Annotated in this window: 15 protein-coding genes and 1 riboswitch; of the genes, 6 read left to right on the top strand and 9 right to left on the bottom strand. The window is 64.0% G+C overall.

Annotated elements, in window-relative coordinates; genetic code table 11:
• Positions 1–151 precede the first annotated feature (151 nt).
• Both ACSQ20_RS18390 and ACSQ20_RS18385 read right to left on the bottom strand, forming a co-directional pair.
• A complete protein-coding gene (locus tag ACSQ20_RS18390) occupies positions 152–379 on the bottom strand; it encodes a hypothetical protein (protein WP_436022470.1) in 228 nt (75 codons plus the stop codon).
• Positions 380–542: 163 nt separating this feature from the next.
• The gene (locus ACSQ20_RS18385) at positions 543–905 is read right to left on the bottom strand and encodes a hypothetical protein (protein ID WP_436022468.1); all 363 of its coding nucleotides are present in this window, start codon (positions 903–905) and stop codon (positions 543–545) included.
• 320 nt (positions 906–1,225) lie between these two features.
• On the opposite strand from ACSQ20_RS18385, the gene ACSQ20_RS18380 reads away from it, so the two are divergent.
• Positions 1,226–1,987 carry a phytanoyl-CoA dioxygenase family protein gene (locus ACSQ20_RS18380; RefSeq protein WP_436022466.1) on the top strand — a complete coding sequence of 254 codons (762 nt, stop codon included), beginning with the start codon at positions 1,226–1,228 and terminating at the stop codon, positions 1,985–1,987.
• Between the two features lie 15 nt (positions 1,988–2,002).
• Here the strand turns inward: ACSQ20_RS18380 and ACSQ20_RS18375 are convergent, their stop codons facing one another.
• Positions 2,003–2,218: a DUF3185 family protein gene (locus ACSQ20_RS18375; protein WP_436022465.1), complete on the bottom strand. Its 216-nt coding sequence runs from the start codon at positions 2,216–2,218 to the stop codon at positions 2,003–2,005.
• A gap of 159 nt (positions 2,219–2,377) precedes the next feature.
• On the opposite strand from ACSQ20_RS18375, the gene mgrA reads away from it, so the two are divergent.
• Positions 2,378–3,421 carry an L-glyceraldehyde 3-phosphate reductase gene (mgrA, locus tag ACSQ20_RS18370; protein ID WP_436022463.1) on the top strand — a complete coding sequence of 348 codons (1,044 nt, stop codon included), beginning with the start codon at positions 2,378–2,380 and terminating at the stop codon, positions 3,419–3,421.
• Positions 3,422–3,470: 49 nt separating this feature from the next.
• Here mgrA and ACSQ20_RS18365 read toward each other — a convergent pair whose 3' ends face one another.
• From ACSQ20_RS18365 to ACSQ20_RS18355, 3 genes are all read right to left on the bottom strand, one after another.
• Positions 3,471–3,656 (bottom strand): hypothetical protein, encoded by a 186-nt coding sequence (locus tag ACSQ20_RS18365; protein ID WP_436022461.1) that lies wholly within the window; start codon positions 3,654–3,656, stop codon positions 3,471–3,473.
• 120 nt (positions 3,657–3,776) lie between these two features.
• Positions 3,777–4,985 (bottom strand): MFS transporter, encoded by a 1,209-nt coding sequence (locus ACSQ20_RS18360; protein ID WP_436022459.1) that lies wholly within the window; start codon positions 4,983–4,985, stop codon positions 3,777–3,779.
• A 35-nt stretch (positions 4,986–5,020) separates the two neighbouring features.
• Entirely contained in the window at positions 5,021–5,272 is a 252-nt protein-coding gene (locus ACSQ20_RS18355; protein ID WP_436022457.1) for a hypothetical protein, read from the bottom strand.
• A gap of 268 nt (positions 5,273–5,540) precedes the next feature.
• Here ACSQ20_RS18355 and ACSQ20_RS18350 point away from each other — a divergent pair, with 268 nt between their 5' ends.
• Positions 5,541–5,756 (top strand): hypothetical protein, encoded by a 216-nt coding sequence (locus ACSQ20_RS18350; protein WP_436022455.1) that lies wholly within the window; start codon positions 5,541–5,543, stop codon positions 5,754–5,756.
• Between the two features lie 107 nt (positions 5,757–5,863).
• A complete protein-coding gene (locus ACSQ20_RS18345) occupies positions 5,864–6,919 on the top strand; it encodes a serine/threonine protein kinase (protein WP_436022453.1) in 1,056 nt (351 codons plus the stop codon).
• Positions 6,920–6,949: 30 nt separating this feature from the next.
• On the opposite strand, the gene ACSQ20_RS18340 is transcribed toward ACSQ20_RS18345, so the two are convergent.
• The 3 genes from ACSQ20_RS18340 to ACSQ20_RS18330 form a co-directional block, all read right to left on the bottom strand.
• Positions 6,950–8,368 (bottom strand): coniferyl aldehyde dehydrogenase, encoded by a 1,419-nt coding sequence (locus ACSQ20_RS18340; RefSeq protein WP_436022451.1) that lies wholly within the window; start codon positions 8,366–8,368, stop codon positions 6,950–6,952.
• A gap of 26 nt (positions 8,369–8,394) precedes the next feature.
• On the bottom strand, positions 8,395–10,134 hold the full coding sequence (locus ACSQ20_RS18335; RefSeq protein WP_436023216.1) for an isovaleryl-CoA dehydrogenase: 1,740 nt from the start codon (positions 10,132–10,134) through the stop codon (positions 8,395–8,397).
• A 153-nt stretch (positions 10,135–10,287) separates the two neighbouring features.
• Positions 10,288–11,202, bottom strand: a complete 915-nt coding sequence (locus ACSQ20_RS18330) for a LysR family transcriptional regulator (RefSeq protein WP_436022449.1) — start codon at positions 11,200–11,202, stop codon at positions 10,288–10,290.
• 113 nt (positions 11,203–11,315) lie between these two features.
• Here ACSQ20_RS18330 and ACSQ20_RS18325 point away from each other — a divergent pair, with 113 nt between their 5' ends.
• Together ACSQ20_RS18325 and ACSQ20_RS18320 are read left to right on the top strand one after the other, a co-directional pair.
• Positions 11,316–11,735: a CidA/LrgA family protein gene (locus ACSQ20_RS18325; RefSeq protein WP_436022447.1), complete on the top strand. Its 420-nt coding sequence runs from the start codon at positions 11,316–11,318 to the stop codon at positions 11,733–11,735.
• 42 nt (positions 11,736–11,777) lie between these two features.
• The gene (locus ACSQ20_RS18320) at positions 11,778–12,515 is read left to right on the top strand and encodes an LrgB family protein (RefSeq protein WP_436022445.1); all 738 of its coding nucleotides are present in this window, start codon (positions 11,778–11,780) and stop codon (positions 12,513–12,515) included.
• 56 nt (positions 12,516–12,571) lie between these two features.
• A riboswitch (S-adenosyl-L-homocysteine riboswitch) is annotated at positions 12,572–12,684 on the top strand.
• The last annotated feature ends 18 nt before the right edge of the window (positions 12,685–12,702 follow it).

Here is a 12,702-nt window from a genome sequence, read left to right as displayed (position 1 = left end):
GGATAGCGGATGAACGGTGCGGCTTCGCACTGCGGCAACGACATGTGCCGCTCGATCGTTCAATGTGACGACGATCGGCGCCGGCCGAAATCGACATCTATCGGCATCCGAGGTGTCACCGCATCCGGGCGAGCTTCTTTTTACTGGGGTTTCAGTCCCACAAATTGCGAAACGCGACGGCCACGATGACAGGCACGCAAAGCACAAGCGGAATGGCGAAGTACGGCACTTCGAGATCGACTTTCCAGGTATAGACAAGCCAGCCGATCCCGAGGCCGAGCGTGGCGAAGCCGACGAGGAAGGTCAAGATGGTGAGCGTCCGCTTCGAGGGCCCTGCGTGGCGCGGGTGCTTCGGCGGACCGGAAGGAGTCGTGTTCATGGCCACATTAAACCGCGTTCGCCCTCGGGGTACCAGGGTGGCTATGTGCGCATTGATACAGATGACCCCTTTGGTCCGATACCCGCTGCTGCGACAGGCGCTGCCGCAAGGAAAGCGCAAGCGGCAAGCCGGGCCGTCAGCCCCGGCTCGCCATCACCATCACTCAGCGAGCGGCAAAAGCAAACCAACCCGCGCTGGCCGCGAGCCTGCGCGGACGCCGCTCGAGCGCTCGTGGCGCAAACCGTGCTCGCGCAGCATGTACGCGGCGTACCGCCGGTTTCACGAACAACGCACGCAGCGAAAAGCGCCGGCTGGCGTTGCGTGCTTGCAGTGTCGCAAGCAGCGTCTGGAGCCACCCGCGCAGCATTCCACCGGCCGCTTGCGCCCGTCCGGCGGGTGCGAGGGGGCGTGCGATACGGCGTGCACGCGCCGCATGGTGCCGCAGCGCGCGGATAACGCCGCGCCGCGCGGGACGCGCCGCTTTGAGTGCAGCGTGTTTGAGGCGAATAGCAAATCGTCTGTACATGGCGGGGATATACGAGGAGGCAGGCAGGCAACAGTGCCGCAGGCGACACGGGCGCTGCGTTCAATGCAGCAAACGTGCCATCGCGCTGAAAGAGGCCTGCGAAAATCGAGCCGGGTGAAGGAAAGGCCGCAGCCGCCGTCTCGCGAGCTGGGAGGCATTGCAATCGACATGCGAGAGAGCCTACACGCGAATCGTGACGCGTGTAAGTCGGTATCCACCCGAGCGCAAAAATGCGCTGCGCTGGTGCGTGGGCACGCGATTGGCGTGCGCTTTACAATAAAACGTTTCGACCCACCGCTTTTCGGCGAACGGACCGTTTCATGTCAGAGCATTCAAAAAAAGAACAGGTGCAAGCGCTGCGCGAACGCGGCTTCGTTGTCGTGCCCGGGCTCGTCTCGGCCGAGCGATGCGCGGCGCTCAAGGCTATTGCGGTGCAACAGTTGGCCGAGGCCGCGGCACCGCTCGAGTACGAGGCCGACTTGCGCTATCCGGGCGCACCGGAATCGCGGGGCGCGCCGGGTGGGCATACCGCGCGTCGGTTGCTCGATGCCTATGCGCGGCACGCTCTGATGCGTGAATGGGCGGCCTCGCCCGAGGTACGCGGTTGGATGGAGCTTTACTTCGGCGAGACGCCGCATCTGTCGCGCGCGCATCACAACTGCATCATGACGAAACATCCCGCGCACGGCAGTTTGACCGGATGGCATCGCGATGCGCGGTATTGGTCTTTCGAGCGCGATGATCTGGTGTCGAGTTGGCTCGCGCTCGGCCCCGAGTTTGTCGACAACGGCGCCCTTTGGTTCGTGCCCGGCTCGCACGACATGATGTTCACGTCGGAACGTTTCGACGCTGCGAAATTCTTTCGTGCCGACCTGCCCGAGAACCAGGCGCTTATCGAAAGGGCCGTCTCGCCGGAGCTCAATCCGGGCGACGTCGTGTTCTTTCACTGCAATACGTTGCATTCGGCCGGCCGCAACGTGACGAATGACATCAAGTTTTCGCTCGTTTTCACCTACCACGGCGCGAGCAATGTGCCGCTGCCGGGCACACGGTCGGCCTCGAAGCCCGAGGTCGTGCTGTGAGCCGTGCAGCTCAGTTCAGCTCCTGCGGCCCGAGCCCGTCGACGAAATGAGCCCGATCACTCCGGCCAGCGTGGCGATGGCGCCGCCCGCCAACAGCCAGATGGTCTTATCGGTAGGGGCGCCCGTGAACATGCGCGACATGTCGTTGGCCAGCGAATGAAACGATTGGCCGCCAAAATAAAGCAGCACGACGCCGCCCGCAATTAACGCAATTGAAACTGCTTTGATCATGGATGATTTCCGTAGATGGGCGAACCCGGATTGTGCTGAGCCAACAACCGCGCAGTGTATGAAACTTGCGCTGCATATGTCCACCGCTCAGTTTTTCGATATCCGTATCAACACCCGTATCAGTTCTAGTTTTAGCCCAATTAGCTCGTGAGGACGCCAATGCGCTATGAAGCCGCTTCGAATCGCTATACCGACATGAAGTTCCGCACCTGCGGTCATTCCGGGCTCAAATTACCCGCATTGTCGCTCGGCCTGTGGCACAACTTCGGCGACACCACGCCGCTCTCGACGCAGCGCGAGATCTTGCGCACGGCGTTCGATCTCGGCGTCACGCACTTCGATCTCGCCAACAATTATGGGCCGCCCTATGGAACGGCCGAAACCAATTTCGGGCGCCTTTTCAAAGACGATTTCCGCCCTTATCGCGACGAATTGCTGATTTCGACGAAGGCCGGTTGGGACATGTGGCCCGGCCCCTACGGGCGAGGCGGCGGCTCGCGCAAGTACGTGCTGGCCAGCCTGGATCAGAGCTTGGCGCGCATGGGGCTCGATTATGTCGATATCTTTTACTCGCACCGCTTCGACGCCGACACGCCGCTCGAGGAAACCGCCGGCGCGCTCGCGAGTGCCGTGCAGCAAGGCAAGGCGCTGTACGTCGGCATCTCGTCGTATTCGGCCGCCAAAACGCGCGAGATGGCGCAACTGCTGCGCGAATACAAAGTGCCGCTGCTTATCCATCAGCCGTCTTACAACATGCTTAATCGCTGGATCGAACGCGGGCTGCTTGATACGTTGGGCGAGCTTGGAACCGGTTGCATCGCATTCACGCCACTTGCGCAAGGCTTGCTGACGTCGAAATATTTGAACGGCGTGCCGGCCGATGCGCGTGTCAACAAACCGGGCGGCGGCTCGTTGCAGCAAAGCCATCTGAGTGAACAAAACATCGAGCATGTGCGCAAGCTCGACGCGATTGCGAAGCGGCGCGGCCAAAGCCTCGCGCAGATGGCATTGGCGTGGGTGCTGCGAGACCCGCGCGTGACGTCCGCGCTGATTGGCGCGAGCCGCCCCGAGCAGGTCCGCGAGAACGTCGCGGCGCTGGGCAATCTGAGTTTTTCGGCCGAGGAACTCGCCGAAATCGACCGCGACGCAACGGAAGGCGGCATCAACCTGTGGGAGAAGCCGTCCACCGACCAGCCCATCTGATGAGCCCTGTGGCCCGCGCGGATGGGGGCGTCACTACGTCGCTATGCCGCTAAATCAGCGCGGGCAGCCCTTCAACAAGCACGACGGCGAACAACACGCCGATCAGCGCACCGATTACGCGCAAGACGTTGTGCAGGGAAGCGGATGAAGTGGGCAGCGCGCCGAGGAACAGCGCACCGGCGAGCGCCATCGGGATGATGAGAATGAAGTCGCTGATTGTGAAGTACGTCGACATGCGCGTCCCCTCCTTCTTTTAATCGCCGCACGTGCGAGAAAACGCGGCGCATTGATCGAGTATAGGAGACGCAGGTGCGGATGGCGGCAGCATCTGGCGATCTGGCGGTAGCGCGCTGGGTCACGCCGCCCCTACGCGTTCGCGCCTGTGCAGCCAGAGCGCACCGGCGCAGGCGGCCAACAGCAAGGCGGCCGCGAGCGCTGCCACGCCGCGCCAGCCGTAGGTGCTGAAACAATGGCCGCCGTACCACCCGACGAGGCTGGAGCCCAGATAGTAAGACAGCAAATAGAGCGCGGCCGCTTGACCTTTGGCGCTGGGCGCGAGCCGTCCAACCCATCCGCTAGCGAGCGCATGCCCGGCGAAAAAGCCGACCGTCACGCACGTAATGCCAGCGACGATCGCCGGAACGGGCGAGAAAAGCGTCAGCGCGACTCCGGCCAGCATCAGCGCGAGGCTCGCTCCAAGCACACGGGCGCGGCCGAGCGCGTCGGCCAGGCGGCCCGCCAGCGGCGAGGCTACGACGCCCGCCAGATAAACGACGAAAATCGCGCTGACTTGCGCTTGATCGAGCCCATAAGGCGGTGCCAGCAGGCGATAGCCGACATAGTTGTAAAGCATGACGAAGCTGCCCATCAGCACGAAACCCATCGCGAAGACGATACGCAGCGGCGGGTTTGCGAAATGCAGAGCGAGCGCGGCGCGATGGTGCGCGAAACCAAGCCCGTGCCGCGGCACGAAATGGCGCGACGCAGGCAGCAACGCGCGAAACGCGAGCACGGAAAGCAGCCCGAGCAGGCCAATTGCGGCGATAGCGATGCGCCATGTAAAGCACTGCGCGAGCACACCGGAGAGCACGCGCCCCGTCATGCCGCCGATTGCCGTGCCGCCGACATACAGCCCCATCGCGAGGCCCAGCCCGTCGGGGTGCACCTCTTCTGCGAGATACGCCATGGCGACGGCTGGCACGCCACCGAGCGCCACGCCTTCGAGCGCGCGCAGCACGAGCAGCAGCGACCACTGCGGCGCGGCCGCGGTGGCGAGCGTCAGCAGCGACGAAGCAACGAGCGAAGCTGTCATCAGCCGGTGCCGGCTCATGCCTTCAGAGACAAAACCGGCAGCGAGAATGGCCAGCGCCAATGAGGCCGTCGTAACCGATACGGCCAGGCTGCTTTGCGCGGGACTGACGCCAAACGAGGCCGAAAATGCGGGCAGCAGCGGCTGCACGCAGTAGAGCAACGAAAACGTCGCATAGCCGGCAAAAAGCAGCGCCAAACTCGCGCGCCAGTAAGACGGGGAGCCGCGTTCGAGAAAAGGCGCGCTGCTTGTCATGCGTACGCGAGCCGCCGATATTCAGCGTCTATTCGTCATCCTCGGGTGCCTGGCGGGATGACGTTAGCCGATGGGCCGCGCTCCCCAGGCGGCGCACTCGGTTCGGTGCCGCCTATGTTGCCGGGAGGCTGGGACGGCGGTTGGACGGCGTCGGAGGTGCTATCGGAGGCTTTGGCCGTCGTCGAGGTTGGCTTGACGTAGTCGGAGCCATGCACGCAACCGGCGAGTGTGCCCAGCGTGCCGACGCTGCAGACGAGCGCCATGGCGCGGCGCAGTAGCTTGCTCATGCGTTTCTCTCCTTCGCGAATCGCCGGACGCATCGCGCGCCGCGGCTGTTGCGGTTGCTCGTACCAGCCATCCTACAGCGCCGATCGGGCCGGTGCCTGCAAAAATCGACAGCGTTTCGTAAGGGTGATCGCTGGAAATGACGGCAGATCGCCCGTCACATTCCGCTTTCCTCGCCGGCCGCTTCCGGCAACAATGGCTTCATGTGCCACGGTTCCAACGAATGCGGGCAACCCACCATCCCACCCATTTCTGACACGGGGAGACATCATGCAAGTCGGTTCAATCGTCAGGTCCGTGCATATTGCAGTGCCCGCGGGTGCACGCGGCATCGTCATGCGCATACTCGGCGATATGGCGATGGTCGCCTGGTATGCCGGTGAGCCCGGCTCATCGCTGCAGCTCAACACGGAGCCCTTCTTTCTCGAAGACTTGATCGATACGGGCGAACTCGTCGCCCGCCCAGCCGGCGCGCTCGTTCACTGAGCTTCGGCGCGGTTGCGGTACGGTAGCAGCGGCTGATGCCGCAAACGGCGGGCCGTGGCGGGCAGCTTGTTCGTGTCGCCCGCCCGCCATTGCGGCACAATGCCGGCATGAGCGACTTTCCTTTCGATTCCTCCGATTCCGCCGAAGCCGCGGGCTCGTCGTCCGCGCATGCGTCCACGCACCCGTTCACCAGGCTCACGCCCGAGTGTGTGCTCGATGCGCTCGACAGCGTGCTCGCGCCCACGGGCGTGCGCACCGATGGCCGGCTATTGCCGCTCAACAGCTACGAGAACCGCGTCTATCAGGTGGGCGTTGAAGACGGCCCGCCCGTGATCGCCAAGTTCTACCGGCCCGAGCGTTGGTCCGATGAGGCGATTCTCGAAGAACACACGTTTGTTGCCGAACTCGTCGCACACGAAATTCCGGCGGTGCCTGCACGCACCATCGATTCGAAGACGCTCCATACATTCGACGGGTTTCGTTTCGCTGTGTTTGAGCGGCGCGGCGGCCGTGCGCCTGATCTCGATCGGCGTGACACGCTCGAATGGATGGGTCGATTCATCGGCAGAATTCATGCGGTCGGGCAGCGCATTCCCTATGTCGCGCGGCCTGCGTTTGAAATCGAGAGCTTTGGCTACGAGCCGCGCGATTTTCTGCTCGGGCACGCGTTCGTGCCAGCCGATCTGCGCGAGGCATATGCGGCGGCCGCGGCGCTCGCGCTCGAAGGCGTCGAACGCGCGTTCGACGCGGCCGGTGAAGTGAAGCGGCTGCGTCTGCATGGCGACTGTCATGCGAGTAACGTGTTGTGGACCGATAGCGGCCCGCATTTCGTCGATTTCGACGACAGCCGGATGGGCCCAGCCATTCAAGATCTCTGGCTGCTGTTGCCGGGCGAGCGTGTGGAGGCGGCGAACGCGCTTGGCGATCTGCTCGCGGGCTACGAGGATTTCTGCGAATTCGAGCCGCGCGAGCTGCATCTGATCGAAGCGCTGCGCACGCTGAGGCTGATTCATTACGCAGCGTGGCTCGCGCGTCGCTGGGATGATCCCGCGTTTCCCGCTGCGTTTCCGTGGTTCAACACGCAGCGTTACTGGGAAGCGCGCGTGCTCGAATTGCGCGAGCAGATCGGCGCGATGCAAGAGGGGCCGCTTTGGGCCGTCTGACTCAATGGTGAGTCGGCGGCTGCGGGTCTGTCAAAACCTGAGTATCAGATCGATGATTGCGCTGAAGCGTCGCCGATAAGGCGGTAGCAAGAGTCCTCGCGCGCTCAACCGGGACTGCATCAGCACGGGCTTCATTTGCGAAAAGGTCATGAAGCCTTCATACCCGTGATAAGCGCCCATGCCGCTCGCGCCGACGCCGCCAAACGGCAACCCCTCGCAGGCAATCTGCAGCAATGTCTCGTTGATAGCGACGCCGCCCGACACGGTCTCGCGCAACATGCGTTCGATGTTGGTGCGGCTGTCGTCGAAGAAATAGAGCGCGAGTGGGCGCGCGCGCGCGTTCACATAACGGATGGCATCGTCGAGTGTGTCGTACGGTACCAGCGGCAGCAGCGGGCCGAAAATTTCCTCGCGCATCAGCGCGCAGTCGGCCGGCGCACCCGTGGCGATGCACGGCGCGAAGATGCGGCGCGCGGCATCGCTCGGCGCATCGGCAAGCGCATGTAAGCAAGCGCCCGCGGTGGCGGCTTCGTTGGCCAGCCGCACGAGCCGCGCATAATGCCGCTGCGAAACGATCGACGTATAGTCGCGATTGCGCACGAGCGCAGGATAAAGCTTCGCGACACGAACACGAGCGCGCGCGATGAACGCCGCTTCGCTGCCGCGCGGCACGAGCACGTAATCGGGCGCGATGCACGTTTGCCCTGCGTTCAACAGCTTGCCGGCGATGATGCTGTCGACTGCGGTATCGAAGCGCGCGTTCGGCCCGATGATCGCAGGCGATTTGCCGCCAAGCTCGAGCGTCACCGGTGTCAGGTTCTCAGCCGCCGCGCGCATGACCTCGCGGCCCACCGCGCTCGAACCCGTAAACAGCAGATGATCAAAGGGGAGCGCGCAAAAGGCTGCCCCGATGCGCGCATCGCCATTGACCACCGCGACATGCTCGCGCGCGAAGCTGGCGGCGATCATCCGTTCGAACAGCGCTGACGTGCGCGGCGTGAGCTCGGGCATCTTGATGATGGCGCGGTTGCCGGCGCCAAGCGCGCAAACGAGCGGGCCGAGCGACAGCAAAATCGGATAGTTCCAGGGCGCGACGATCCCGATGACACCAAGCGGCTGCGGCATGATTTTGGCGCGGGCCGGTGCGAGCCAGATGCCGGTCGTTCGGCGTTGCGGCTTCATCCAGCGCTTGCCGTGCCTGAGTGCTGCGTCGATCTCGTTTTTCACGAGCCATAATTCTGAAAGCAGCAGTTCCGCTTTGGAGCGCTGGCCGAAATCGGCATCGAGCGCGACGGCAAGCTCCTCGCGGTGATCGAACAGCATCGCGCGCAGGCGCCTGAGATGCGCGGCGCGTTCGGCCCAGCTCGGATACGGCGCGCGTAAGGCGGCGTCACGTTGCGCGCGGAGCAAATCGTCGAGCGAAGCAACGCCCGGCAAGTCGTTTTTCATCTCGTCATGCTCCGGCATTCGCGCATTCACGTCACGAACGCACGCGCGATCACGGCGGCATGATTGAACGAGGTGGGCAACGTGCCGTAAACGCGGCCGCAACGCGCTGCCCCCACACTCGTTTGTGCATCGCCGAGCCGCGTCGCGATGAACGCCTCAGCGTTGTCTGCCGGCGCGGCGTCCAGCATCAGCGTTGCTTGCGCGCATAGCACCAGTTGCTGCGCGATGCGGCGTGCAAGCGCTGCGCGCGTCTCGGGCGAAGCGGCGAGCAGCGCCTCGAGTTCATCGAGCGCGGCGGCGAGTGCGTTGTTGCCGTTGCTCATCTCGCGCCATTGCGCCAAGAGCGCTCGCGCGCCGTGCGCATCGCGCTCGATCGCGCGCAGGACATCGAGGCACATCACGTTGCCCGAACCCTCCCAAATCGAGTTGACGGGCGCTTCGCGATAGAACCGCGCCATCGGGCTTTCTTCGACATAGCCATTGCCGCCCAGCACTTCCATCGCTTCGCCCGTGAATTCGAGCGCGCGCTTGCAGACCCAGAACTTCGCGGCAGGCGTGACGATACGTCGCCAAGCACGCTCGATCGGGGGCGCCGCTGCTGCGTCGCCGGGTTCACCGGTTTCGTTGGTTTCGCCGGACGCGCACTCGTGCGCATCGAAGGCGCGCGCAAGCCGCATGAAGAGCACGGTGGCCGCCTCCGATTCGAGCGCGAGGTCCGCAAGCACATTGCGCATCAGCGGCTGCTCGGCCAGCAGCCTGCCGAACGCCATGCGATGACGCGCATGATGAATCGCCTGCACGAGCGCCGCACGCATCAGCGCCGCACTGCCGATCACACAATCGAGCCGCGTGTAATTGGCCATCTCTATGATTGTCGGCACGCCGCGTCCCGGCTCGCCGATCAGCACGCCGTACGCGTCGAGGAATTCGACTTCGCTGCTCGCGTTCGAGCGGTTGCCGAGCTTGTCTTTGAGCCGCTGCACCCGAATCGCATTGCGCGTGCCGTCCGGCGAAAAGCGCGGAACGTAAAAGCATGAGATTGCTTCGTCATCGTCGGCATGGGCCAGCACCAGATGCGCGTCGCTTTGCGGCACCGAGAAAAACCACTTATGGCCGACGAGCCGGTAGGCATTGCCGCGCCCCGGTGCATCGAGCGCGAAAGCTCGCGTTTGGTTCGACCGCACGTCGGAGCCGCCTTGCTTTTCCGTCATCCCCATGCCGACCAGCATCGAGCGCTTGCCGGCCAGCGGCACGTCGCGCGGATCGTGTTCGCGCGAGTAGAGCTTGTCGGCAAGCGTCGCGAACAGCGCCGGTTCGCGACGCAATACCGGAATGCTTGCGAACGTCATCGTAAGCGGGCAGAGCGAGCCCGATTCGAGTTGCGCGTGCAGAAAGTAGCCGGCGCAGCGCGCGACCATCGCGCCGGGGCGCGGATCCGAAAACGGCAGCGCATGCAAACCTTGCGCACGTAACAGTTCGAGCAACCGATGCCAACTCGGATGGAATTCCAGCGTATCGATGCGTTCGCCGCGCGGGCTGTACGTGAACAGTTCGGGAGGATGCCGGTTCGCCTGGCCCGCAAGCGTGAGTACATCGGGCTCGCCGAGCAATGCACCGTCGCGCAGCAGCGCTTCGCGGTGCCAACCGGCGCCTTCGCGTTCGAGCGCGGCCGTCAGCACCGCATCGGAGGCATACAAGTTGTAGCTGTCAAGCGGTGGTGCCTGATTCGTGACCTCGTGCGTGGCCGGTGGGGCCTGTGGTTTCATCATCGATGTCTCCGATATCGACGGCGTCGCACGTTTGGCGCGTGCCTCGCTCTGGGCTTGCCGCGTGAGCGCGATCCCTCTGCATGATAGGTGGACACTGACCGAGCTGTGTAGAGGAACCGCTCTTCGGACAAGCCCGCGCGGCGCTGCCTACTACGTGTGCGTATAGCCGAAATCGTCGCCGGCCTGCCCCGGCAGCGTCTCGCGCGCGACGTCGAGCCACGCGCGGGCGGCGTGCGTGAGGTATCCGTTGCGGCGCCAGCCAATCGCCATTTCCCATGGAATTTCCGGATCGTTGAGCGGGCGACACGTGAAATGTGCCGTGTCGAGCCGGCGGCAGTAAGGCGCGGGCAACAGCGCGATGCCGAGCCCCGCATGGACGAGCGCCGCCATGAAATCCCAATGGCTGCTGCGGGCGACGATGGTGGGCGAGAAGCCCGATTCGCGACAGGCGCGCGTGACGACGTCGTTGAGCGCCAGGCTCTCGCCATAAAAAACGAACGGCTCGCCGGCCAGATCGGCGAGCCTCACTTCGGCGGCGTTATCCCAGCGCGAGCCGCATCGCGCGACGAGCCAGAGCAACTGGCGCGACATCGGCAACACATCGAAGCGTTCGTTGTCGACGGGTAAAAGCAGGCCACCCAATTCCAGTTCGCCCGCCGCGAGCGCGGCTTCGATGCCGCGCGATCCCTGCTCGAAGAGCTTGAGCTCGATCTTCGGATAGCGCCGCTTGAACTCGGCGATGGCCGGCGTGAAGAGCGAACCGCCCATCGGCGGAATGCCGATCGTGAGCTCGCCGCGGCCGAGCGTACTCATATCGTCGAGTTCGGCTTGCAACTGCGCGTGGGCGGCGAGCACCGCTTGGCCCCGCTGAAACACGATCCGGCCTTCGTCGGTCAACCCCATCTGCCGCCCATCGCGCAGCAACAACGGCGCGCCGATTTCGTCCTCGAGCGCTTTGACCATCTTGCTGATGGTGGGCTGGGTGACGAACATGCGCTCGGCCGCGAGCGTGAAGCTCTGTTGCCGCACAACCTCCACGAAATATCGCAACGCGCGCAGTTCCATCAGCCGCTCCCGGTGAAGTTCCAAATTGGAATGGAAGCAATGAGTTTAAGTCATTTTATTTATAAGTAAGCAGTAATTACAATTTGATCATGAAGTCAATAGGGAGTTTTGCCATGATCCTCAAACGTATGGGCTGTCTCGTGCAGATCTGCGCGCAAAGCGCGTTGCTCGCCGCGCTGTGGTTCGTGGCCGACTTCGCCTCGCGGCATTTAGGGTTACCGGTGCCGGGCAGCGTTGTGGGGCTGGCGGTATTGCTCGTGCTGCTGTTCACAGGCGGCATTGCGCCGCGCTGGGTTAAAGCTGGCGCCGAGTGGCTGCTCGCGCACATGCTGCTCTTCTTTATTCCGGCCGCCGTGGCCGTGGTTCAGTACGGCGGGCTTTTCAAGGCCGATGGCTGGCGGCTAGCTCTCGTCATGGTGACGGGGACGCTGACGGTCATGGTGGCAGTCGCGCTGACGGTCGAGCAGGCGGCGCGGCTTGAGCGCCGGTTGGCGGTGCGCCGCACGCGGCTGGCGCGCGCCTCTGCCCATTAATGGCTTGCTTCACCGGTTTCACCGGCTAAAAGGAGAAAGCGCATGTCCGCCTCGTTATTGTCGTCGCCGCTGGCCGCATTCGGGCCGCAATGGGTTGCGGCGGCGTGCTTCGTGCTGACGATCGCGCTGTATGCCGCCGGCAAGCGCCTTTATGCGCGCTTCAATCGTCCGTGGCTGACACCGCTGGTTGTCGTGCCGGCGCTGCTCGCGGCCGTCGTGCTCGTCGCGCGTATTCCCTACCCTGTTTATCTCGCCGATACGCGCTGGCTCATGTGGCTGCTCGGCCCCGCGACGGTCGCGTTCGCCGTGCCGATCTACGAGTATCGCGCGCTGATGAAGCGGCATTGGTTGTCGCTCGCCGCGGGCGTCATCGTCGGCATCGTCGTCGCGATGAGCGGCTCGTTTGCGCTGGCCAAGCTGCTGCATCTGTCGCCCGACGTCGCCCGCAGCTTGCTCACGCGCTCGGTCTCGACGCCGTTCGCGCTCGCCGTCTCCGACGCCATCCACGCGCCGAAGCAACTGACTGCCCTCTTCGTGATCGGCACCGGCATCTGCGGGATGCTGCTCGGCGAACTCGTGCTCGCCTGGTTGCCGTTGCGTTCGCGGCTGGCCCGCGGCGCGCTTTTCGGCGCCGCTGCACACGCGGTCGGCACGGCGAAAGCACGCGAGCTCGGCAGTGAGGAAGGCGTGATAGCAAGCCTGACGATGATGATCGCGGGCATCGTCATGGTGCTTCTGGCGCCCGCCATCGGCGCACTGCTCGGCGGCGCTTTCGGCTAAAGCGCGCTTGCCGGCGGGCGCTGCGCGCGGCAATCATTTTTTGCTACAATGCCCCGTCTTCCGAGGAGCGTTGCGACGGGTTGTCCCGCCAGGCTCGGAGACTTCAATCGGACCCTCGTGCAGCAGCACTCAAGCACGGCGCGGTCCCATCGAACGGCGCTCACGTCTAATTTCTAGAACTCATTTA

It is taken from the genome of Trinickia sp. LjRoot230 (assembly GCF_964253315.1).
In the GTDB taxonomy this organism is placed as follows: Bacteria; Pseudomonadota; Gammaproteobacteria; order Burkholderiales; family Burkholderiaceae; genus Trinickia.
The sequence above is the reverse complement of the archived record's forward strand: the minus strand, read 5'-3'. Positions and strand labels throughout refer to the sequence as shown.

What these genes read in the sequence shown, in the direction of transcription:
- ACSQ20_RS18390 (WP_436022470.1), bottom strand. Translation starts at nt 379, where the DNA reads ATGAACACGACTCCTTCCGGTCCGCCGAAGCACCCGCGCCACGCAGGG.
- ACSQ20_RS18385 (WP_436022468.1), bottom strand. Translation starts at nt 905, where the DNA reads ATGTACAGACGATTTGCTATTCGCCTCAAACACGCTGCACTCAAAGCG.
- ACSQ20_RS18380 (WP_436022466.1), top strand. Translation starts at nt 1,226, where the DNA reads ATGTCAGAGCATTCAAAAAAAGAACAGGTGCAAGCGCTGCGCGAACGC.
- ACSQ20_RS18375 (WP_436022465.1), bottom strand. Translation starts at nt 2,218, where the DNA reads ATGATCAAAGCAGTTTCAATTGCGTTAATTGCGGGCGGCGTCGTGCTG.
- mgrA (WP_436022463.1), top strand. Translation starts at nt 2,378, where the DNA reads ATGCGCTATGAAGCCGCTTCGAATCGCTATACCGACATGAAGTTCCGC.
- ACSQ20_RS18365 (WP_436022461.1), bottom strand. Translation starts at nt 3,656, where the DNA reads ATGTCGACGTACTTCACAATCAGCGACTTCATTCTCATCATCCCGATG.
- ACSQ20_RS18360 (WP_436022459.1), bottom strand. Translation starts at nt 4,985, where the DNA reads ATGACAAGCAGCGCGCCTTTTCTCGAACGCGGCTCCCCGTCTTACTGG.
- ACSQ20_RS18355 (WP_436022457.1), bottom strand. Translation starts at nt 5,272, where the DNA reads ATGAGCAAGCTACTGCGCCGCGCCATGGCGCTCGTCTGCAGCGTCGGC.
- ACSQ20_RS18350 (WP_436022455.1), top strand. Translation starts at nt 5,541, where the DNA reads ATGCAAGTCGGTTCAATCGTCAGGTCCGTGCATATTGCAGTGCCCGCG.
- ACSQ20_RS18345 (WP_436022453.1), top strand. Translation starts at nt 5,864, where the DNA reads ATGAGCGACTTTCCTTTCGATTCCTCCGATTCCGCCGAAGCCGCGGGC.
- ACSQ20_RS18340 (WP_436022451.1), bottom strand. Translation starts at nt 8,368, where the DNA reads ATGAAAAACGACTTGCCGGGCGTTGCTTCGCTCGACGATTTGCTCCGC.
- ACSQ20_RS18335 (WP_436023216.1), bottom strand. Translation starts at nt 10,134, where the DNA reads ATGAAACCACAGGCCCCACCGGCCACGCACGAGGTCACGAATCAGGCA.
- ACSQ20_RS18330 (WP_436022449.1), bottom strand. Translation starts at nt 11,202, where the DNA reads ATGGAACTGCGCGCGTTGCGATATTTCGTGGAGGTTGTGCGGCAACAG.
- ACSQ20_RS18325 (WP_436022447.1), top strand. Translation starts at nt 11,316, where the DNA reads ATGATCCTCAAACGTATGGGCTGTCTCGTGCAGATCTGCGCGCAAAGC.
- ACSQ20_RS18320 (WP_436022445.1), top strand. Translation starts at nt 11,778, where the DNA reads ATGTCCGCCTCGTTATTGTCGTCGCCGCTGGCCGCATTCGGGCCGCAA.